The 20,923-nt window shown below is 43.9% G+C and carries 19 protein-coding genes, 5 tRNA genes and 1 other RNA gene; 24 read left to right on the top strand and 1 reads right to left on the bottom strand.

Going from position 1 to position 20,923, the window contains the following annotated elements:
• The first annotated feature begins 20 nt into the window (after positions 1-20).
• The 24 genes from pdxS to rsmI all read left to right on the top strand — a co-directional run bounded on the left by pdxS (position 21) and on the right by rsmI (position 20,484).
• Complete coding sequence (pdxS, locus tag ACZ42W_RS22585; RefSeq protein ID WP_464167478.1) at positions 21-905, top strand: pyridoxal 5'-phosphate synthase lyase subunit PdxS; 885 nt, start codon at positions 21-23, stop codon at positions 903-905.
• Between the two features lie 3 nt (positions 906-908).
• Positions 909-1,496: a pyridoxal 5'-phosphate synthase glutaminase subunit PdxT gene (pdxT, locus tag ACZ42W_RS22580; protein WP_464167477.1), complete on the top strand. Its 588-nt coding sequence runs from the start codon at positions 909-911 to the stop codon at positions 1,494-1,496.
• A gap of 24 nt (positions 1,497-1,520) precedes the next feature.
• Positions 1,521-2,786, top strand: coding sequence for a serine--tRNA ligase (gene serS / locus ACZ42W_RS22575; protein WP_464167476.1), 1,266 nt, complete (start codon positions 1,521-1,523; stop codon positions 2,784-2,786).
• 95 nt (positions 2,787-2,881) lie between these two features.
• Positions 2,882-2,970 (top strand) — tRNA-Ser (locus ACZ42W_RS22570).
• Between the two features lie 206 nt (positions 2,971-3,176).
• A tRNA-Arg gene (locus ACZ42W_RS22565) sits at positions 3,177-3,253 on the top strand.
• A 4-nt stretch (positions 3,254-3,257) separates the two neighbouring features.
• A tRNA-Arg gene (locus ACZ42W_RS22560) sits at positions 3,258-3,336 on the top strand.
• 20 nt (positions 3,337-3,356) lie between these two features.
• Complete coding sequence (tadA, locus tag ACZ42W_RS22555; RefSeq protein WP_464167475.1) at positions 3,357-3,803, top strand: tRNA adenosine(34) deaminase TadA; 447 nt, start codon at positions 3,357-3,359, stop codon at positions 3,801-3,803.
• A gap of 60 nt (positions 3,804-3,863) precedes the next feature.
• Positions 3,864-3,952 (top strand) — tRNA-Ser (locus ACZ42W_RS22550).
• A 172-nt stretch (positions 3,953-4,124) separates the two neighbouring features.
• Complete coding sequence (locus ACZ42W_RS22545) at positions 4,125-4,295, top strand: aspartyl-phosphate phosphatase Spo0E family protein (RefSeq protein WP_464167474.1); 171 nt, start codon at positions 4,125-4,127, stop codon at positions 4,293-4,295.
• 134 nt (positions 4,296-4,429) lie between these two features.
• A tRNA-Ser gene (locus ACZ42W_RS22540) sits at positions 4,430-4,522 on the top strand.
• Positions 4,523-4,597: 75 nt separating this feature from the next.
• Positions 4,598-4,861, top strand: an RNA gene (gene ffs / locus ACZ42W_RS22535) — signal recognition particle sRNA large type.
• Between the two features lie 80 nt (positions 4,862-4,941).
• Positions 4,942-6,612 (top strand): DNA polymerase III subunit gamma/tau, encoded by a 1,671-nt coding sequence (dnaX, locus tag ACZ42W_RS22530; RefSeq protein WP_464167473.1) that lies wholly within the window; start codon positions 4,942-4,944, stop codon positions 6,610-6,612.
• Between the two features lie 49 nt (positions 6,613-6,661).
• Positions 6,662-7,003 carry a YbaB/EbfC family nucleoid-associated protein gene (locus ACZ42W_RS22525; protein WP_464167472.1) on the top strand — a complete coding sequence of 114 codons (342 nt, stop codon included), beginning with the start codon at positions 6,662-6,664 and terminating at the stop codon, positions 7,001-7,003.
• A gap of 10 nt (positions 7,004-7,013) precedes the next feature.
• The gene (recR, locus tag ACZ42W_RS22520) at positions 7,014-7,610 is read left to right on the top strand and encodes a recombination mediator RecR (protein WP_464167471.1); all 597 of its coding nucleotides are present in this window, start codon (positions 7,014-7,016) and stop codon (positions 7,608-7,610) included.
• 137 nt (positions 7,611-7,747) lie between these two features.
• Complete coding sequence (locus ACZ42W_RS22515) at positions 7,748-8,002, top strand: pro-sigmaK processing inhibitor BofA family protein (protein ID WP_464167470.1); 255 nt, start codon at positions 7,748-7,750, stop codon at positions 8,000-8,002.
• Positions 8,003-8,304: 302 nt separating this feature from the next.
• Positions 8,305-11,835 (top strand): pyruvate:ferredoxin (flavodoxin) oxidoreductase, encoded by a 3,531-nt coding sequence (gene nifJ, locus ACZ42W_RS22510; protein WP_464167469.1) that lies wholly within the window; start codon positions 8,305-8,307, stop codon positions 11,833-11,835.
• 369 nt (positions 11,836-12,204) lie between these two features.
• A complete protein-coding gene (locus ACZ42W_RS22505; RefSeq protein WP_464171145.1) occupies positions 12,205-13,755 on the top strand; it encodes a spore germination protein in 1,551 nt (516 codons plus the stop codon).
• Complete coding sequence (locus tag ACZ42W_RS22500) at positions 13,756-14,850, top strand: GerAB/ArcD/ProY family transporter (RefSeq protein WP_464167468.1); 1,095 nt, start codon at positions 13,756-13,758, stop codon at positions 14,848-14,850. It abuts the gene before it with no gap.
• Positions 14,823-16,043, top strand: coding sequence for a Ger(x)C family spore germination protein (locus ACZ42W_RS22495; protein ID WP_464167467.1), 1,221 nt, complete (start codon positions 14,823-14,825; stop codon positions 16,041-16,043). Before ACZ42W_RS22500 ends, ACZ42W_RS22495 begins: the two co-directional genes overlap by 28 nt.
• A 109-nt stretch (positions 16,044-16,152) precedes the next feature.
• A complete protein-coding gene (locus tag ACZ42W_RS22490; RefSeq protein WP_464167466.1) occupies positions 16,153-17,610 on the top strand; it encodes an aminotransferase class I/II-fold pyridoxal phosphate-dependent enzyme in 1,458 nt (485 codons plus the stop codon).
• Between the two features lies 1 nt (position 17,611).
• A complete protein-coding gene (locus tag ACZ42W_RS22485) occupies positions 17,612-18,478 on the top strand; it encodes a DNA polymerase III subunit (RefSeq protein WP_464167465.1) in 867 nt (288 codons plus the stop codon).
• A complete protein-coding gene (locus ACZ42W_RS22480; protein ID WP_464167464.1) occupies positions 18,479-19,309 on the top strand; it encodes a PSP1 domain-containing protein in 831 nt (276 codons plus the stop codon).
• A complete protein-coding gene (locus tag ACZ42W_RS22475; protein ID WP_464167463.1) occupies positions 19,306-19,617 on the top strand; it encodes an initiation-control protein YabA in 312 nt (103 codons plus the stop codon). The genes ACZ42W_RS22480 and ACZ42W_RS22475 overlap by 4 nt, the downstream gene beginning before the upstream one ends.
• A gap of 21 nt (positions 19,618-19,638) precedes the next feature.
• The gene (gene rsmI, locus ACZ42W_RS22470) at positions 19,639-20,484 is read left to right on the top strand and encodes a 16S rRNA (cytidine(1402)-2'-O)-methyltransferase (RefSeq protein WP_464167462.1); all 846 of its coding nucleotides are present in this window, start codon (positions 19,639-19,641) and stop codon (positions 20,482-20,484) included.
• An 83-nt stretch (positions 20,485-20,567) separates the two neighbouring features.
• On the opposite strand, the gene ACZ42W_RS22465 is transcribed toward rsmI, so the two are convergent.
• Positions 20,568-20,843, bottom strand: a complete 276-nt coding sequence (locus ACZ42W_RS22465; RefSeq protein ID WP_464167461.1) for an AbrB/MazE/SpoVT family DNA-binding domain-containing protein — start codon at positions 20,841-20,843, stop codon at positions 20,568-20,570.
• Positions 20,844-20,923 lie beyond the last annotated feature (80 nt).

Below are 20,923 nucleotides of genomic sequence, written 5' to 3'. Positions count from 1 at the left end.
ATGGGCAGAGGAGGATTATCATGACAGAAATCGCGTCTTGGAAAGTTAAAACTGGTTTAGCAGAAATGCTTAAAGGTGGGGTTATTATGGATGTAACCACACCAGAACAAGCTAAAATAGCTGAAGCTGCTGGAGCTTGTGCTGTAATGGCTTTAGAGCGTGTCCCTTCGGATATTCGAAAAGCCGGAGGAGTCGCTAGAATGGCTGATCCAACGATAGTTTATAGGATTCTTGATGCAGTCACGATACCAGTAATGGCTAAGGCTCGGATCGGGCACTTTGTTGAGGCTCAAATTCTTGAGTCGATGGGTGTTGACTATATCGATGAGAGTGAAGTCCTAACTCCTGCAGATGATATGTACCACATCAATAAAAATGACTTTAAAGTACCCTTCGTCTGTGGCGCACGTAACTTAGGGGAAGCTCTTCGTCGAATTGGCGAAGGTGCAGCAATGATTCGCACAAAGGGCGAGCCTGGTACAGGGAATGTCGTCGAAGCAGTTCGTCATATGCGTACTGTTATGACTGAAATTCGTCAATTAACAACGATGCCAAAGGAAGAACTTATGACTGCTGCCAAGAAAATGGGAGCACCCTACGATTTAGTTCTTTATATCGCTGAGCATGGAAAACTTCCGGTTGTAAATTTTGCGGCAGGTGGGATTGCAACTCCAGCTGATGCTGCCTTGATGATGCAGCTCGGTGTCGATGGTATTTTCGTCGGTTCGGGAATTTTCAAATCTGAAAATCCTGAAGCTCGTGCAAAGGCAATCGTTTTAGCAACAACACACTATAAAGATGCTAAGATTCTTGCTGAAATTTCGAAGGATCTTGGCGAGCCAATGTCTGGAATCGAAATTTCTACTATCAAAGAAAACGAGCGTATGCAAGAACGGGGCTGGTAAACCATGGCGAAACGGGTTGGCGTATTGGCCCTGCAAGGGGCCTTTCGCGAACATCGCCAAGTCTTGGAAGGCTTGGGATGTGAAGCGGTAGAAGTCCGTACTGTGAGTGATTTAGATAATATTAATGGCTTGATTATTCCGGGTGGGGAAAGTACAACCATGGGTAAACTCCTTCAAATCGATGGATTAGGGGATAAAATTAAAGAGTTGGCAGCTGAGGATTTCCCTATCTTTGGTACCTGTGCAGGAATGATCTTATTGAGTAAACACGTTGATGATAGCGAGCAATATCGCTTAGGCTTAATGGATATGGCTGTTCGAAGGAATGCCTTTGGGCGTCAGATTGCCAGCTTTGAAACCGATTTAGAGGTACCCGCCTTAGGTTCTGATCCTGTTCGGGCCGTATTCATTCGGGCACCCTTTATTAGGGAAGTAGCCCCCAATGTAGGTATTTTAGCAGAATATAATGGCAAAATTGTTTTCGTACGTCAAGGAAATATGTTGGCCAGTGCATTTCATCCTGAATTAACACCCGATCATCGGGTTCATCAATATTTTTTAGATATTGTGGATGAGCAAATGTCTAAGTAGGTGGCCAGGTATGGAGGATTTCAAATGCTAGATCTCAAGTTTGTACGTTCTAACCCTGAGGTTGTGAAAGATGCTCTTAAGAAAAGAAATTCTACGCTTAGTTTAGATGAGTTTCTGAGACAGGAAGAGGAACGCCGGAAGATCCTCTTTGATGTTGAGACTCTAAAAGCACAAAGAAACAGTGTTTCCGAAGAAGTAGGCCGTCGCAAGAAAAGTGGAGAAGATGCTGAGAGCTTGATTCTTGAAATGCGTGAAGTTGGTCAACAAATCAAAGTAATGGAAGATCGGCTTTCAGACATAGAGAAAAAGATGGAAACAGTTCTATATGAGATTCCTAATATTCCTCATGAATCTGTTCCCGTTGGAAAAGACGAGTCAGATAATGTACAAGTCAGGACCTGGGGAACTCCACGCTCTTTTGACTTTCAACCCTTACCGCATTATGAAATCGGAGAAAAGCTAGACATCTTGGATTTTGCACGTGCTGCAAAAGTAACGGGTGCTCGTTTCACTTTCTATAAAGGGTTAGGTGCAAAACTCGAGAGAGCCTTGATTTCCTTCATGTTAGATAGACATACTTCAAAGGGGTATGTAGAGATTCTTCCTCCGTATATGGTCCATCGGAACTCAATGATCGGAACAGGGCAACTTCCGAAATTTGAGGAAGATGCCTTTAAAGTCGAGGGAACGGAATATTTTCTGATTCCTACTGCAGAGGTACCTGTGACGAATATGTATCGAGAAGAAATCCTCGAAGGCGAGAAACTTCCGATTCGTCACTGTGCTTATAGTGCCTGCTTTCGCGCCGAGGCTGGATCTGCAGGCCGGGATACTCGGGGTTTAATTCGCCAACATCAATTTAATAAGGTTGAGCTGGTGAAGTTTAGTCTGCCAGAGAATTCATATGAAGAGCTAGAAGCACTCACTCGGGATGCGGAAAGTATTCTTCAGGAGCTTGAGTTGCCCTATCGAGTTATGGCACTCTCTACTGGAGATATAGGTTTTAGCTCTGCTAAAACCTATGATTTAGAAGTATGGTTACCTAGTTTCAATACCTATCGTGAGATATCATCGTGTAGTAATTTTGAAGACTTCCAAGCTCGTCGTGCTAATCTACGCTTTCGACGCGAACCCAAAGCAAAACCAGAGTATCTACATACCCTGAATGGAAGTGGATTAGCGATTGGGCGTACCGTTTCAGCGATTCTTGAGAATTACCAAGAGGAAGATGGAAGAGTACGAGTACCTAAGGCTTTACAGCCCTATATGGGTGTCGAGTATATAGGCTAAGTCAATATTAAGAAATAAATTATCCTAAAATTAGGTATCGGCTTGTCATTTACACTTATAAAAATTTATGTTATACTAACAATCGTCACGTTTATGGAGGGGTGTCCGAGTGGTTTAAGGAACCGGTCTTGAAAACCGGCGACTCCGCAAGGGGCCGTGGGTTCGAATCCCACCCCCTCCGCCACAAAATTTTTTATAGTAACATCATCGGCGCATAGTACAGAAATGTATATTAAAGTGAGTGGGATACGAACGGGAGGAAAAGAAAATGCGACCTTTGGAAGCATTTTCCCGACCTGGCGTGATAGTGAGCGAGAGCGAACGGAGCGAATCCCACCCCCTCCGCCATAGTGTTAATCTTCTCGGCGTAAAGCCGAGTTTTCTGTAAGAGCGCTTGTAGCTCAGCTGGATAGAGCGTCTGACTACGAATCAGAAGGCCAGGGGTTCGAATCCCTTCAAGCGCACCATATTGGCCTCGTAGCTCAGGTGGATAGAGCGGGGGTTTCCTAAACCCTGTCTTGCGGGGGTTCGAGTCCTCCCGGGGCCACCACCATTTTATTCGAGGTATTGATGAGTCATCAAGATTGGATGCGACTAGCGCTAGAGGAAGCTCGAATTGCTTTTGAACTCGGTGAAGTACCGATCGGAGCAGTTGTCGTTCAAAAGGGCCAGATGATTGCCAAAGCGCATAACGAAAAAGAATTAAGACAAGATCCTACGGCTCATGCCGAAGTTTTAGCAGTACAGCGAGCGACTCAAGTATTAGGTGCTTGGCGTCTTTCGGATGCTACTCTTTATGTGACGCTAGAACCCTGTCCGATGTGTGCCGGCTCTTTAGTACAAGCGCGCCTTAAGACCTTAGTCTTTGGTGCTGCAGACATTAAAGGCGGAGCAGTCGGCTCAGTGACGAATGTACTCGACGTGAATCGATGGAATCATCGAATTGAGGTCGTTGCAGGAGTACTGGAAGAAGAATGTTCTCAGATTCTAAAAGAGTTTTTTAGAAAGTTGCGTTGACTATGAAAGTTTTTGCTTTGATGAGAACTTGTTTTTCATCTTAGCATTATAATTGTATACGGAGGAGTATCGAAGTGGTCATAACGAGAGCGACTCGAAATCGTTTGACGGGTAACCGTCCGTGGGTTCGAATCCCACCTCCTCCGCCACAAAGTTTATTGAAAACTGTTGCATTGTCCTATGGATAATGAACAGTTTTTATTTTGGAATTTGTCTACTTTTTCCGACATTCATTTACCTTTTTCTGGGTTAAATTTTGTTGTTTTTTTACAAGATTGCGACTAAAATTTTCTTTGTAAGTATTTTTCAGGAGGAATCAACGTGGAAAAGAGGCTTTTAAAGAAAATTGAGGCGCTTCGTAAAAGACTTAATGAATATGGCTTAACACACAGCTTGGTGGATGATGAAGTCGTTCAAATGAGCCAACAGTTAGATGATTTATTAAACAAGTATTATAGAATTGCTACCTATAAACAACTGAGTTTTTGGTAAGTTAGGTATCTTGTTAGATAATCTTACCAGTGATGGGATTAATATTTGGTCGTCTTTTGTTGACAGGCTTTGAATGTTAGCTTATAATAAGCTTCGTCACTAAATTTCATAAGTCTTCTTTTGGAGACAACTACGGAGAGATGGCTGAGTTGGTCGAAGGCGCTCGCCTGGAAAGCGAGTACATGGGGCAACCTGTGTCGAGGGTTCGAATCCCTCTCTCTCCGCCACAATGTTAATGACTAGCCAAGTTTGATTCGTATTGTATTCGACTTCGGCTTTTTATTTTGCTATAATTGATTTGGCCGTGCTAGATGGGGAGGTAGCGGATCCTTGTGACTCGCAATCCGCTTTAGCGAGATGGAATTCCCAAGTAAGGGCACCGTTTGTGGAGCGGCCAGGGCTAATTGTGATGAAGTTTGGGTCTTACGCAACAGAGCACTTCGAACCGTGTCAGATCCTGACGGAAGCAGCACTAAGGAGCACGCTCTGTGTGCCGTAAGGTTGCCTAGACTGAGCAATAAATCCTGGATTCGACCGGAAGCGTTTGTTCGAGTGAGGGTGCACGGCCTTAATTTTAAATGTTAAAAGGTGGTCTAGTACCATCTTTTTTCACTATACCCTACATAGATTAAGGTGGGAAGCGCGAATGGCTTATCTAGCGTTATACCGCGAGTGGCGACCAAAAAACTTCAAAGAAATGGTTGGACAAGAGCATGTTACGAAAACCTTAACGAATGCGATAATGCAGGAGAAGGTCGCACATGCTTACTTGTTTAGCGGTCCGAGAGGGACTGGAAAAACCTCGACGGCTAAGGTTTTGGCGAAGGCTTTAAATTGTGAGCAACGTGAAGGGGTTGAACCCTGTAATCATTGCTCAGCCTGTTTAAGTATCGATCAAGGAAACGCGATGGAAGTTTTGGAGATTGATGCTGCTTCGAATCGTGGTATTGATGAGATAAGGGACTTAAGGGAAAAGGTCCGTTTAAGTGCTGGTGAGAGTAAGTATAAAGTTTATATCATCGATGAAGTTCATATGTTAACCACAGAGGCCTTTAATGCTTTGTTAAAGACTCTTGAGGAGCCACCGGAGCGGGTAGTGTTTATCCTTGCTACGACAGAGGTTCATAAAATTCCTCTGACGATTCTCTCTAGAGTACAAAGGTTTGAATTTCATCGCATTCCTCTGGAGCAAATTCAAAGCCGCTTAGAGCAGGTTTGTGAGAAAATTGGCCGAGAGGTCGATGCCGAAGCACTAACTGTCTTAGCTCAAAAATCTGAAGGTGGACTGAGGGATGCTTTAAGTATTCTCGACCAGTGTCTTCTTCTCGATGGAACGTTGGGAGTAGAACAGGTTTATCAAGTATTAGGTATGGTTGGAGAAGATTTTAGTTCAAAGCTAGTAGATCAGTTGTTAGATCAGAAGTATGCTGAGACTCTTCAACTTCTTTCTGACGGGATTAACCAGGGGAGAGACCCCAGACAGATTATCCGTGAACTTCTAGAATACTTACGACAGGCTTTAATCTTTGCCTCGACCCGTCAATTACCACATATTGCACCTCATTTAAAAGAACGTTTGATTGCCCAATGTGAACAGATAGGCTTAAAACAACTACTCCAATGGATTGGAATTTTACTTCAAGGGGAAAGTCAGTTAAAATATGCTACAAACGCACGTTTAGCTGCTGAACTTCTCTTAGTACAGGTTATATATGATTCTCAAAGAGAACCCTCTCAAGGATCAGATGAAGTGATGCGTCGATTGCAGGAAATGGAGCAGGAAATCAGAAAACTTTCTATGGGGCAACCTTTAGGAAAAGGACCCGCGGAGCAGACGAAGATTGTAAGACCGAAAGGGACAAGTTCTGATACTCCCAAACCATCTTCCACAGCCCCAGACGTTTTCGCCCCTCAAGGAGGGAGTAAGGCAGCAGTAGTGTCAGGTAAGTCCCATACGGGTCTGTCCATTCAGCAGATTGAAGACCGCTGGTCAGAGGTATTAGAGCAAGTACGAAGGCTGAAAAAATCGACACATGCTTTTTTAATGGAAGGGAAGCCCGTTGATCTTCAGGGGGATGTATTGGTTATCGTATTTAAAGAAGGCTTATCCTTTCACCGGGATAAAGTGAATCAAGTGGAGAATCGGGAAACGATTGAAAAAGTTTTGAAGGACATATTTGGTTCCCCTTTAACACTGCGAAGCGTTTTGGAAAGCGAGTTGGAGAAAGGTAAACCCTCAGTTGAATCTGTTGATAACCCAGTCATAAAGAAAGCCACGGATTTCTTTGGAGCTGATCTTGTAGTAATCAAAGAGTAGATGGTGTGTAAAAAAGTTAATTAATTGAAATACAAAGGAGAGTTACAAAATGGCATTTAAAGGCGGAAATATGGGAAACATGGGTAATATGAGCAATATGTTAAAGCAGGCTCAAAAGCTACAAGAGGACATGGCTAAAGCTCAGGAAGAGTTAAAAAGTCGCACAGTGGATGCTTCGGTCGGTGGTGGTGCCGTTCAAGTCGTGGTTAACGGAAAGAATGAGATCCTTGAGCTGAAAATCAAACCAGAAGCGGTAGACCCAGAGGATGTTGAAATGCTCGAAGATATGATCAAGGCAGCTGTAAACGAAGGGTTAAGAAAAGTTGAAGAGTTGGTCTCTTCCGAGATGGGTAAATTAACTAATGGCTTAAAAATTCCTGGTTTATTCTAAGTGAATTGATATGGATTTTTTGAATTACCCACAACCTCTTGCTGATTTGATCTCAGGATTGGCCCGATTGCCTGGAATTGGACCAAAGACTGCTGGTAGGTTAGCCTTTTATCTTTTGGGGCAACCTCAGGTTGCAGAAAATTTAGCTGAAGTGATGATTAAGGCCCAGCAGAATATTAAGCAGTGCTCTGTCTGTAGCAATTATACAGACCAGGATCCCTGTCCCATTTGTGTAAGTGAAAAGAGAGATCGATCTTTGCTTTGCATAGTTGAGCAGCCACGGGATGTAGCTGCCCTGGAAAAAACGCGAGAGTTCAAAGGTCTGTATCATGTCCTTCATGGGGTTATTTCCCCACTTGAAGGTATCGGGCCGGAACAACTCACCGTGTCGAAACTCTTGCCTCGATTGGAGGGAGTCAAAGAAGTCATCATGGCTTTGAATCCTACCGTTGAGGGAGAGGCCACAGCCATGTATGTGTCAAAGCTTTTGAAACCTTTAGGGATTAGGGTTACAAGGTTAGCCCATGGATTGCCAGTAGGAGGAGATTTAGAGTACGCCGATGAGATAACTATCGCACGTGCGTTAGAAGGACGACGTCAAATCTAAATCTGTGAGCCTTGAATCATAGTTCACATGTGAGTTCTAGTTGGGATTAAATGTCAAAATATTAGGTCAGGGTTGTTCTTCTTTGTCCACCTTGTGCATATTTTTGGACTAGTAGTGGGTAAAGGGGGACTGTACTCATGACCTTTGTATTTTTAGGTCTATTTATTTTACTTATTGGATTGGTAGTTAAATCAAGCTTAGGTAAACCGAATGTTCTACTCAAAGTAATGATTCATACTTTGGGTGGTATAGTCGGTTTATGGATCTTTGATTTAATCTTAAGTGTGGTAGGGTTTAGCATACCCATTAATCTATTTACGGTAATTGTCGTGGGACTCCTTGGTTTTCCAGGGGTTATTGCCTTAGCTGGTCTCCAGATTTTAGGTATATAGAAATTTATATTTCCCTTGATACCTTTATGTAAGGTTGATGAAATGATGTGGATAGCTATTTTTATCCTTGACGAATTAAACAAACAAAGAGTATACTTATAACAATTGCAGGGAACATTTCGGTTAAATTAAACCGAGATTGTTCCCTCAATGTATTTTCATGCTATTTTTACGAAAATTCTATTTTTTTTGAAGCCGAATATTCGACTTCCTAAGCATTGGATTTAGGGGGCAGAAGGGGAGAAAACTCTTCTTCATAAAACCCTATAATTAAATTTTTCACTTTTAGGAGGATGTACCAAATGGCAAAAATGAAGACCATGGATGGAAATGAAGCTGCCGCACATGCATCGTATGCGTTTACGGAAGTTGCAACCATCTTCCCGATCACTCCCTCTTCAACGATGGCTGAATTTGCAGATGAATGGGCTGCCCATGACAAAAAGAACGTTTTCGGTCAGACTGTAAAGGTTGTTGAGATGCAATCAGAAGCAGGTGCGGCCGGTGCAGTTCATGGATCCCTTCAGGCGGGTGCTTTGACAACCACTTATACCGCTTCCCAAGGTTTGCTATTAATGATTCCTAACATGTATAAAATTGCAGGGGAGCTTCTGCCAAGTGTATTCCATGTGAGTGCACGTGCTTTAGCGACACATGCTTTATCTATTTTCGGTGATCATCAAGACGTAATGTCTGTACGTGCTACTGGTTTTGCTCAACTTTCTTCTCACAATGTACAAGAAGCTTTAGACCTAGGTTTTATCGCTCACTTAGCTACGATTAAAGCTAGAGTACCATTTGTACACTTCTTTGACGGTTTCCGTACTTCCCATGAAATTCAAAAAATTGAAGTTACAGATTATGCAGATGTCGCAAAATTACTTGACCATGATGCGCTTCAAGGCTTCCGTGATCGTGCATTGAATCCTGAACATCCAGAACTTCGTGGTACTGCTCAAAACCCGGATGTTTATTTCCAAGGTCGTGAAGCTTCTAACCGTTTCTATGACGCGATTCCGGATATTGTTGAGCACTACATGCAAGAATACAAGAAAATTACCGGTCGTGAGTACCATCCTTTCCAATACTATGGTGCTGAAGATGCTGAGCGCGTCATCATCGCTATGGGTTCGGTTTGCGATACCATCGAAGAAACTATTGATTACTTAATGGCTAAGGGTGAGAAAGTCGGTGTCGTGAAAGTTCACCTCTTCCGTCCCTTCTCCGCAAAATACCTCTTCAATGTACTACCCAAGACTGTTAAATCCATTGCTGTTCTTGAGCGTACGAAAGAGCCAGGCGCTAATGGCGAGCCACTCTTACTCGATGTAAAAGACGTATTCTTTAATTCCGATCTGAAGCCTGTCATCGTCGGTGGACGTTATGGCCTAGGTTCCAAAGATACCACTCCTTCTCAAATACTTGCAGTTTACAAAAACCTTGCTATGGCTGAGCCTAAAAATGGCTTCACCATTGGTATCGTCGATGATGTAACCTTCAAATCCTTACCAGAGGATGAAATCATCAACACAGCTCCAGAAGGAACAATCGCTTGTAAATTCTGGGGACTTGGTTCTGACGGAACTGTCGGTGCCAATAAGCAAGCCATCAAGATTATTGGTGACCACACCAAGCTTTATGCGCAAGCTTACTTCCAATACGACTCAAAGAAATCCGGTGGTATCACTATTTCTCACGTTCGTTTTGGTAAGAAAGAAATTAAGTCTCCTTATTATGTCACTGGCGCTGACTATGTCGCTTGCCATAACCAAGCCTATGTAGGCCAATACGATCTCGTTAAGGGTCTTAAGAAAAACGGATCATTCGTATTGAACTGTAAGTGGAAACCTGAGGAACTCGATGAGAAGATTCCTGCTTCTATGAAACAGTATATTGCACAAAACAATATTAACTTCTACACAATCGATGCAGTTTCCATCGGTCGTGAAGTTGGACTTGGTTCACGTATCAATATGATCATGCAAGCAGCTTTCTTCAAGCTTGCTAACGTGATTCCTGTGGATGAAGCAATCGGCTACCTAAAAGATTCTGTAATCAAAGCTTATGGCAAAAAAGGTCAAAATATCGTAGACATGAATACTGCTGCGATTGACCGTGGGGTAGATTCCCTCGTTAAAATCGATGTTCCTGCTGCCTGGGCTAATGCTACAGATGCACATGCTGAAGCTGCTGCAACAATCGATCTCCCTGATTATGTTAAAAACATCCAAAACGTTATGAATGCACAAGAGGGCGATAGCCTCCCAGTAAGTGCTTTCACTGGCCGTGAGGATGGAACTGTTCCTGTTGGCACCACAGCCTATGAGAAGCGTGGTATCGCAGTTTCAGTACCTGAATGGGATATCGAAAAATGTATCCAATGTAACCAATGTTCCTATGTTTGCCCCCATGCAGCCATTCGACCATTCCTTTTGGATGAGCAGGAAGTGGCTAATGCTCCAGAAGGCTTCGCTACTAAAAAAGCTATCGGTAAAGAGGCTGAAGGTCTCCAATTCCGCGTTCAAGTAAGCGCGCTCGATTGCACCGGTTGCGGTAACTGTGCTGAAGTCTGCCCAGCTAAAGGAAAAGCCCTCGTTATGAAGGATGCAGCTGAGCAAACTGAAGCACAAGTTAAAAACTGGGAATATGCAATGACTGTTTCCAACAAGAGCAAGCGTTTTGATGTTACAACCGTTAAAGGCAGTCAATTTGCACAGCCTTTACTCGAGTTCAATGGTGCCTGCCCTGGTTGTGGAGAGACTGCTTACATTAAGCTTCTCACCCAACTCTTTGGTGATCGCATGATGATTGCTAACGCTACGGGTTGTAGCTCCATCTGGGGTGGTAGTGCTCCTTCCGTTCCTTACACCACAAATGCACAGGGACAAGGACCGACTTGGGCTAACTCCCTCTTCGAAGATAACGCAGAGTTCGGTTATGGAATGTACCTCGGTGTTCGTCAACAACGCGAAAAACTCGCACTCTTGATGAACGAAGCTCTGGAAATGGAAATCAGCGATGAGATGAAGGAAGCTTTCCAAGAGTGGATTAGAGGCATGAACGATGCTGATGCTTCTAAGGCCGCAGCTGCAAAAGTACGTGCTCTCCTCGAGGGCTATAACGGAGATAATACCGTTCTTGCAGAAATCCTTAAGAGAAAGGATCACCTCGTTAAGAAATCTCAATGGATCGTTGGTGGAGACGGTTGGGCTTATGATATCGGTTACGGCGGCTTAGACCATGTCTTGGCTTCTGGTGACGATGTCAACATCTTTGTTCTCGATACCGAAGTTTACTCCAACACAGGTGGTCAATCTTCTAAATCTACTCCTCGTGCTGCTGTAGCTAAATTTGCTGCTGCCGGTAAGAAAATCCGCAAGAAAGACCTAGGCATGATGGCTATGAGCTATGGTTATGTCTATGTCGCTCAAGTTGCACTTGGTTCTAACATGGCTCAAACAATTAAGGCCATCAAAGAAGCTGAGGCATACAACGGACCTTCACTTATCATTGCTTACGCTCCATGTATCAACCATGGACTCAAAGCTGGTATGGCGAAGAGCGTGAACGAAGCGAAGAAGGCCGTAGATTCTGGTTACTGGCATCTCTATCGTTTCAACCCGGATCTCGAAGAGCAAGGTAAGAACCCATTCTCCCTTGACTCCAAAGAACCAACAACTCCTTTCCGTGACTTCATCATGGGCGAAGTACGTTACACTTCCTTGATTAATACCTTCCCAGAGACTGCTGAAGAACTCTTCGCAGGTGCTGAGAAGTACGCTAAAGTACGCTATAACTCCTACAAGCGTTTAGCGGACCAAAAGTGGGACTAAGATTCACATAAATTATAGAGAAGTTGTCGTCAAGTAGACAACGATAAAAGAGCGGGGCATGCCCCGCTCTTTTATCTATAGGGAGCTCACTCTTATCAGAGTGAGCTTTTTGCATACTTCGATATCAGAAGTGTAACAATACATGGGCCCTTCAAGTAATCTAAATCCGTAAGGAAGCAAGGGGACAGGTACATCGTTTCCGTGTGAAACGTCGTACCTGTCCCCTTGCTTCTATGCTCGCTTCTGCACCTAGACACCCCACAACTTAAATCATAGGGCAGTCATTGGAATGAATAACAGGATGGTTTTTTGCGGAAGATAAGTTGGATAAAGGGGGGAAGACCTTTGAGAAGTAAAAGTTGGTTAAGAATGATAAAGGACCTTACTCTCCGTCCCCATGTCAGAAAGGTTCGGAAGGCCCCGGGTCTTCCGATCGATGAAGAATGGAATCAACCGATATCAATTCAACGAATTCGTGAAGAGCTATCGAAAAGCAGTGATATTGTCTTCCGGGATTTTAGATTGCGTGCTAAGAAAGAAATTCCCTGTGTTCTCGGTGTGGTGGATGGATTAATTGATAAGCATCTCTTGGATAGTTATCTCCTACGGGTATTGATGGTTGAATTAGCGGATGATCCAGAACTTAAAGAGATGACTTTAGAAAACGTCCATGATCGTTTGTTAAACCTTCTTACCCCGACAAACGAGATTAAGAAAATTAATCTCATGGGGGATGCTATTGATGCTATGTTATCGGGTGACGCAGTACTCTTTATTGAAGATACTCAAGAGGCACTTGTTATAGGTGCTCGAGGATGGCAAACTCGAGGGGTGACTGAACCCCAAACCGAAGCGACCATTCGTGGACCAAAGGAAGGATTTAATGAGACGATTCGAACGAATACCTCACTTCTCAGAAGGAAAATCAAACATCCTTCTCTTCGTCTCGTCTCGATGAAAATTGGGGAAATCTCAAAAACTGATGTGGTGATAGCCTATGTCGAAAATATTGCAAGCCCCGACGTCGTTTCCGAAGTGATTCAGCGTCTTAGTCGAATAAAAATAGATGCGATTGTTTCGGGAGATATGTTAGAAGAATTTATTGAGGATTCCCCATATTCACCCTTTCCACAGATCTATCATACAGAACGACCGGATATCGTCGCCTATAATCTCTTTGAGGGATGCGTGGCAATAATGGTTGATGGAACACCGACCGTTTTCCTTCTTCCAATGACTCTAGCAGGATTTATGCAAGTGAATGAAGACTATTATGAGCGGGCTATGATCGTCATTCTAATCCGTTTTGTCCGTTATGTTGGAGCCATCATTGCAATTATGGCTCCAAGCTTATACATCGCAATAACAACCTTTCATCAGGAATTGTTACCGACCTCTTTGGCGATGAGTATCGCAGCGGGTCGAGAGGCCACCCCCTTCCCAGCCTTAATCGAGGCTTCATTAATGTTGTTAACCTTAGAGATTTTGCAGGAGGCAGGACTCAGACTTCCAAAGCCGATCGGGCAGACCATTGGAATTGTGGGCGCTCTCGTCATTGGAGATGCAGCAGTCAAAGCGAGTTTAGTGAGTCCTATTATGGTAATAATTATCGGGGTTACCGCCGTTTCCAGTTATGCCATTCCAGCGTACGATTTAGCGATCGGGGTCCGGTTATTACGCGCCCCACTAATGATTTTGGCGGGTACTATGGGGCTCTTCGGGATAGGTATTGGTCTTTATGCAATACTTATTCATCTACTGGGCCTTCGTTCCTTTGGAGTCCCCTATATGAGTCCTATTGCTCCATTAAGAATTCGGGCTTTCCTACAGGATACATTTGTACGGGCTCCTTGGTGGGCCATGAAGAGGAGACCAGAATTGATGGATACCGATCATCCCAAATCGGGAGGAAGGGAATAAATGGAACGTATATCAACTCATCAATTTATGATATCAGGCTCAGCGGTACTTCTTGGGACAACCTTCATAGTAGCAGGGATAACAGTGACAGGTTTAGCTGGACGAGACGCGTGGATGGCAATTTTTCCTGGCCTCGTTTTGGCAATTCCCTTCGGTTTGATGCTCCTCTCCTTGGTTCCTAAGTATCCTAGTAAAAATCTTTTAGAAATATCGGAGAAAGTCTTAGGAAAATGGCCTGCTAAAGGGTTGGGCCTCATTTATATCTTTGCGACATCATATTTTGGAGGATTATTGGTAGGGCAGGGGGTAGACATGTATAATCGTACGGTTCTCCCGTTGATGCCACGTAATGTTATCATTTTGGGAGGGTTTATTTTAGTTTTTTATCTTTTCCATAGTGGAATAGAGGTTCTAGCTCGTTTCACCGAAGTTGTTTTTCCTATTATTACAGTGGCATTAATCTTGATCGCTCTCTTCTCGATTCCTCGTTTTGAACAAGGCGAACTATATCCGATCTTAGCTGATGGAATTATGCCCGTACTCAAGGCGAGTATGAAAGTCGCACCTTGGTCGATGGAATATATTTTGTTTCTAGCTGGGCTGTTGCCGTTTTTATCCCAACATGCAAGGGATTTAAAACAAATGAGGAAGGGGGTTTGGCGTACTGCTTTATTTGTTATTTTTTTGGATACGTTTACTGTTCTTATCCAAATCCTCACCTTTGGCCCTTTCGAAACGGTTCGTCTCACCTATGGCCTTTTGGTATTGGGTAATATGATTGAAGTTTCTCGAACAATATCTGGTGTGGAGTCAATCTTTACACTTGTTTGGATGGGGGCTTTAACCATAAAAGTAGCTGCGCTATTCTTCGCTGGAATGTGGGGAATAAGGTATGTTTTTGGTTTGAAAAGCCCTAACTGGAGTTTTGTACTTGGTTTAATTTATATTGTCATCCCGATGTTTATCTTACGAGGGATGGATCTTGTCGTGGAGATTGGAAAGGTGGATGACTTTATCATTTTACCATTTACTGTACTCTGGGTGCTCTTGGTTTGGGGGGGGGACAAATGGAAAAAACGTTCCAAAAAATCCTAAACATTCGTTTACCGATCGTAATTCTTCTTCTCTTGACACTGTTGTCCCTTGAAGGCTGCGGTGGGAAACGTGAAGTAGAACAATTGGCATTTATTATGGGTGTAGGGATTGATCAAGGAAAAGAAGAGGGGACCTATCAAGTAACCTTTCAGATTGCTCAACCGAAAACGAGCAGTGGGAGTGGATCTGAGATGGAGAACTGGACCTTGAGTGTCGAGGTAGAAAGTATACCAGTCATAGCGGAAAAGATCGATCAGATGCTCAATAAGCATCCTTTTGCAGGAACATCTCGGATTATCATATTAGGTGAGGGTCTGGCTCGATCCGGAATAAACGAAGCACTGGATAATTTTCAACGCTTCTATCAATTCCGTCGGACCATTTACCTCCTACTCGCCAAGGGAGAGGCTAAGGATATTCTAGAAACCCAACTTCGCTCTAAACAGCTCCCGGCCTTAAGTCTCTTGGGGACAATTGTAGGGCAACCCGCTATATCGACTTTTCCGGTCACACGGTTAGGGCATTATCTTACCATCTTAGGTCGAGAAAGTCAGAATCCGCTGATTCCTACAGTCCAGAAAATCAAACCAGGGGATAAGGGTTTTGAATACTCGGATGAAAAAGGGGAAGAACTGCAAATAGAAGCTTCTGGTGTATTTGAGGATGGAAAGTTAATCGATTTTCTGAGTGATGAGGAGACGAAAGGATATCTCTGGTTAGATAACGAAGTGAAGAACCGTTACATTCAAGCTTCGGAGGAAAATGGACCTAAGATTGCTATGTGGGTACACAAATCCTCAACCAAGTACAAAGTTCAGTCGGTCGATGAAAAGATGGGAATCACTTTTCAAATTAAGACTACGGTTTCTCTTAATGAAATAAGAGGGCAGCAAGAAGCTATGGATATAAAAACATGGCGTGAATTTGTGCGGAATCTTGAGCCGGTTGTTGCTAAGGCGATTGAGAAAGAATGTCAAGCTGCAGTCACCAAAAGCAAAGAGTTAGGCTTAGACTTCATAGGGATTGGACGTAAACTTGAAGTCAAGGATCCAAAGTATTGGAGACAGGTTAAGGACGATTGGTTAAGCCAACTTCCTGATTTTCCAGTTTCTTATGACATTCAAGTAACGATTGAACAAACAGGATTGCCACGGAATAGCCCGGTCAGCCCTCAAAAAGGTGCGCAGGAATAGCTTTAAGCTCGAAAAGTCCTTATAAATGCGAATAGATGAATCCTTGGAAATATTATGATATAATAATAGGAAATACCTCTGACCATTTGCTTGCTGGAGGGATGATTTTTTGCTAGCCTTGGGAGAAGGTTTGCTTCAGTATCAAAATCAGGGGTTTATTTCCTTTCACACTCCTGGTCACAAAGGAAAACGAGAGTTTTTCGAGGGGCTTCATTTTCCTGAGCAGGATCTGACGGAGCTCCCTGGATTAGATATGTTGCACGCCCCAGAAGGGGTGATTGCACAAGCGCTCGAAAGAGCTTCTGAAGTGTTTAAGAGTGATGCGAGTTTTTTCCTAATTAACGGAGCAACTGCTGGAAACCAGGCCATGTTCATGGCTTTGGCGAATTCGATGGCGAGCTCATCGAAGGGATTAAGGAAAAGGGTTCTCATAGAAAGGCAGTCCCATCGTTCGGTCATGTCTGCCTTGGTGTTATCAGGATTAGAACCTGAATATATTCCTTTAATCGTTCATCCAGAGTTTAAGTTGCCTTTAGGGTTAGAACTTGAAGGATTATCTCCCTTATGGGAGCGAGTTCAGGCGGTTCATCTAACCTATCCAGGGTATTATGGAAGTCTTCCCGATTTACATCGGCTCGTTGAAGAGCGGGATAGCATAGCACCTCAGGTGAGTATTTTTGTCGATCAAGCTCATGGTTCACATTACTTAAATGCTCTCTTTCCGCCAGGAGCTTTAGACCTGGGAGCGGATCTGGTCTTGCATAGTACACATAAAACCTTGAGTGCTTTAACTCAGGCAGCAATGCTTCATGTCCAGGGAGGCCGAGTACAGATTTCGGCAGTAAGGCAAGCACTTGAGCTTTTGCAATCGTCTAGTCCAAGTTATTTGTTGATGGCATCCTTGGAAAGAGCGGTGGAATATGCTCTAGAAACGACACGGTGGGAGCTTCTTCATGAAGCCGTTCACGATTTACACTATCGCGCAGGCCGTATCGTTCGTATCCTGAATCCTGAGGACAAAGGAATATATGGGATTAGTGAGCTCGATTGGTCGAAAATTCTAGTCAATACAAGCTCTCTCGGTGTATCGGCTCCTCTATGTGTCGAGCATTTGCGGGAGAAATATCGAGTGGAACCTGAACTATGGGATGAAGAAAATATTTTGTTTCTCTTGGGAATTGGAAATACTCCAGAAGAGGTTCGAATTCTTACTGAGGGTCTTCTCAGTTTGGGAGAATTTAAAAAGGATAAGGGATTTCTAACTCGAGAGAATTCCCGCCATCAAGAAGGTTACCAGCCTTGGCTTGAAGGATACAGAATCCCTCTACCACCCATGAGGCTTTCGCCTCGTCGTGCCTTTTTGGCACATAAACGAAGAGTTCCTCTTAAGGAGAGTTTAGGTAAGGTTTTGGGAGAGAGTATTTCTCCCTATCCTCCCGGTATCCCTCTTATCGTCATGGGGGAAGAGATGACCCCAGAGGTTTTAGAGGTGCTTGCGACACGTAGAGGACGTTGGCAGGGCTGGGAAGATCCTGGAAGAACGGTTTGGGTGATCGAGGAGGAATAAAGTGAATCTATCACTTCATCTTTTAGAGAAAGCAGCACTAGAAGGTCGGCTCACGCATCTTCTCCTATTCCATGGGGGAAGTGCCCCGGAGAGACAAACTGCGGGGTTGCAGCTTGCAAAAGTGTTGAATTGTTATTCTCCACGTAAAGAGGGTCCCTGTCAAGAATGTTTATCCTGTAAGAAAATTGCTTCAGGGAATCATCCGGACGTGAATATACTTGAACCTTTAAAGTCCTCAATAAGGATAGAGCAGGTTATCCATTGGCAAGAGCAAGTATACCGTAAACATTTCGAGGGAAAATATAAAGTCTTCATCCTTGAAGAAGCGGATAGTCTAACGATCCCAGCAGCGAATGCGTTGCTGAAAGTCATTGAAGAACCACCGGAAAGAACGTTGATTATCTTAAGCGCACAGAATGCAGAGGCACTTTTGCCAACGATTCAGAGCCGGGCACAAGCTGTATATTTCCCCGTGACTGGGGAGCCAGAATGGTTAGAGACTCTTGAAGAATCCATGGATCAGTTAGAGGCCAGGGAGGCATTTCGGTTAAGTAACCAGAATCCTGAATTGGCCCATGATATATTAAAAATAGGTGTCCAAAAGGTAAAGGAGTGGATTGAGGCTTTTCACCAAGCGGTGGATGAGCACGACTTTCTTAAGCTTTTCCCCCTTTTCCCGATTGAGAAGAAGGAAGCCGTGGTCTATCTCCAGGTATTGGCTCAAAGAGCATATCACAAGAGGGGGCCTATCAACCCAGTTGAGATCTTAGCGATTGGCAAGGCAATAGATCAAATCAAGGTGCAGGCTAACCCCAGATCGGTAATAGAAGTATTAGCCTTAGAATTATTCCGGCAAGGAGGAAATTAGATGGTAGAGGTCGTGGGAGTTCGCTTTAAGCGGGCAGGTAAGATTTATTATTTTTCGTCAGGGAACCTTGCTCTCGGCGTTAACGATAAAGTAATCGTCGAAACAGCGCGGGGAGTGGAGTTCGGGGAATTAGTAATTCCGACGCGTCAGGTAAAAGAAGAGGAAGTCGTTCTCCCTTTAAAACCCGTCATTCGAAAAGCAAGCACTGAAGATGAAAGGGTTGTCGATGAAAATAGAATCAAGGAGAAGGAAGCCTTCCAGATTTGTCTTAAGAAAATAATAGACCATCAGCTGCCGATGAAGCTGGTGGATGTGGAATATACGTTTGACGGCAACAAGATTATTTTTTCATTTACAGCCGAGGGACGGGTAGATTTCCGTGAACTCGTTAAAGATCTAGCCTCTGTATTTCGTACTCGGATCGAACTTCGTCAGATTGGAGTCAGGGACGAGGCAAAAATGCTGGGAGGAGTTGGCTCCTGTGGCCGAATCCTATGCTGTTCGAGCTTTTTAGGAGACTTTGAACCGGTATCAATTCGAATGGCTAAGGATCAAAAGCTTTCTCTTAATCCGACCAAAATCTCAGGAATCTGTGGACGCTTAATGTGTTGTCTTAAGTATGAAAATAGCGCTTACGATGAAGAGAATAGAGTGCATTGTAGAGAAAACTGTAGGGGAAATTGTAAAGAACACGGTGAAGATAAGGCCGAGAGTTCGGAAAACGGAGCTGAATCCTCGTTAAACCAAGAAGTTCCTGTTGCTGGGAAAGGACGTCATGAGGCACGTCATAGGAAAGGGGAAAAGTATAAAGGAAAGAGTGAGAAGGTATGAGTCAGTTAACCCAGGCCTTAACTGAAGTCGAGGAAAAGCTAAACTCCTTACTCGAAGAGGTGAGGCGTTTGCGACCTTATGTGACAAGCCTGGAAGAAGAAAATGCCAGGTTAAAACGGGAGCTCTGTGCACTTCCTGAACTGGAAACAGAGCGAGTTATTGCGAATGCGGAACGGATTCAAGGGGTTGCACATGACAACTTAGAGCGTCTTTACAAAGAGGGCTTTCATGTTTGTCACTTGCATTTCGGACAGCCTCTGGAGGCGGGAGATTGTCTCTTTTGCATGGGTTTTCTACGCAAAGACTAAAGTTAGATTGGAGAGGTCTTTTTGGCTACGGTTCAGAACGGGACACTTTACGTGTGTGCGACTCCGATTGGGAATTTGGGAGATATAACCTTGAGGGCTTTGGAGGTACTGCGTGAGGTGAATCTGATTGCAGCAGAGGATACTCGCCATTCGCGAAAGTTGCTGGATCACTTTGGAATAACGACGCATCTAACGAGTTATCATGAACATAATGAAAAGGGAAAAGCTCAGGAACTTGTGAAGAGACTTCAAAATGGGGATTCGGTGGCCCTGATTTCAGATGCCGGAATGCCTGGGATATCAGATCCGGGCAAGGAAATCATTCAGCTGTGTTCGGATGAAGGAATTCCAGTGGATGTCTTACCGGGCGCCAATGCTGGTTTGACTGCCCTGGTTTTATCGGGCATGCCGAATGAACATTTCTTATTTCATGGCTTTTTACCTTCACATTCAGGAACACGTAAAAAGGAATTAGCGAATTACGCCCAACTGACCTTTACACAGATCTTTTATGAGGGGCCTCATCGCTTGGTGGACACCTTGGAAGATCTTTTGGAGGTCTTTGGGGATCGTGATGCTGCTGTGGTGAGGGAGATTACAAAGCTGCATCAGAACGTCCATAAAGGGACCTTGCAGCAACTCCTTGAGGAGTTTCGCTTGAACTCACCACGAGGAGAGATTTGTCTGCTTACTGCTCCCTATATCGCGACTCTCCCTACGGGAGGAGCTGAGGAATGGAGACAAGAGGTGCAGGAACTCATCCAACAAGGAGAAAAGCCGAATGATGCAATGAAGCACGTTGGGAAAAAGTATGGGGTGAGTAAAAGGGAGATTTATCAGGCAGTCCTTTCTGAGAAAGAAGGATAAAGAAGAATAAAAAAAGAAGGCTTTTCGCCTTCTTTTATGTAGCCTTTTAATCTCTTAGGGTTGTTATGTGTTTTAAGCTTTCTTTAAACGGCTTCTGATTGGTCATTGCTGGTAGAAACAGATTCGCCCATGGCGGTTGCACATTCACGGCAAACGTTTTTTCCACGGAACACTTGAACTTCGCTCGCATTACCACAAAAAACACAAGCTGGCTCGTACTTTTTAAGGATAATCTTCTCTTGGTCGACGTAGATTTCTAAAGCATCCTTTTCGTCAATTCCTAAGGTTCTGCGTAGTTCGATCGGTAATACCACACGTCCTAGTTCATCTACTTTTCTCACGATTCCAGTTGATTTCATCACTAGACCTCCTCTTTACTACATCTTTCGACAGGATGTAACACCCTTATGATACCAATCATTCCATTTAAAGTCAACTA

Source organism: Desulfitobacterium elongatum (assembly GCF_055378975.1).
The sequence above is the reverse complement of the archived record's forward strand: the minus strand, read 5'-3'. Positions and strand labels throughout refer to the sequence as shown.

Coding starts and splice junctions, on each gene's coding strand:
- pdxS (WP_464167478.1), top strand. CDS start 21: ATGACAGAAATCGCGTCTTGGAAAGTTAAAACTGGTTTAGCAGAAATG.
- pdxT (WP_464167477.1), top strand. CDS start 909: ATGGCGAAACGGGTTGGCGTATTGGCCCTGCAAGGGGCCTTTCGCGAA.
- serS (WP_464167476.1), top strand. CDS start 1,521: ATGCTAGATCTCAAGTTTGTACGTTCTAACCCTGAGGTTGTGAAAGAT.
- tadA (WP_464167475.1), top strand. CDS start 3,357: ATGAGTCATCAAGATTGGATGCGACTAGCGCTAGAGGAAGCTCGAATT.
- dnaX (WP_464167473.1), top strand. CDS start 4,942: ATGGCTTATCTAGCGTTATACCGCGAGTGGCGACCAAAAAACTTCAAA.
- ACZ42W_RS22525 (WP_464167472.1), top strand. CDS start 6,662: ATGGCATTTAAAGGCGGAAATATGGGAAACATGGGTAATATGAGCAAT.
- recR (WP_464167471.1), top strand. CDS start 7,014: ATGGATTTTTTGAATTACCCACAACCTCTTGCTGATTTGATCTCAGGA.
- ACZ42W_RS22515 (WP_464167470.1), top strand. CDS start 7,748: ATGACCTTTGTATTTTTAGGTCTATTTATTTTACTTATTGGATTGGTA.
- nifJ (WP_464167469.1), top strand. CDS start 8,305: ATGGCAAAAATGAAGACCATGGATGGAAATGAAGCTGCCGCACATGCA.
- ACZ42W_RS22505 (WP_464171145.1), top strand. CDS start 12,205: ATGATAAAGGACCTTACTCTCCGTCCCCATGTCAGAAAGGTTCGGAAG.
- ACZ42W_RS22500 (WP_464167468.1), top strand. CDS start 13,756: ATGGAACGTATATCAACTCATCAATTTATGATATCAGGCTCAGCGGTA.
- ACZ42W_RS22495 (WP_464167467.1), top strand. CDS start 14,823: ATGGAAAAAACGTTCCAAAAAATCCTAAACATTCGTTTACCGATCGTA.
- ACZ42W_RS22480 (WP_464167464.1), top strand. CDS start 18,479: ATGGTAGAGGTCGTGGGAGTTCGCTTTAAGCGGGCAGGTAAGATTTAT.
- ACZ42W_RS22475 (WP_464167463.1), top strand. CDS start 19,306: ATGAGTCAGTTAACCCAGGCCTTAACTGAAGTCGAGGAAAAGCTAAAC.
- ACZ42W_RS22465 (WP_464167461.1), bottom strand. CDS start 20,843: ATGAAATCAACTGGAATCGTGAGAAAAGTAGATGAACTAGGACGTGTG.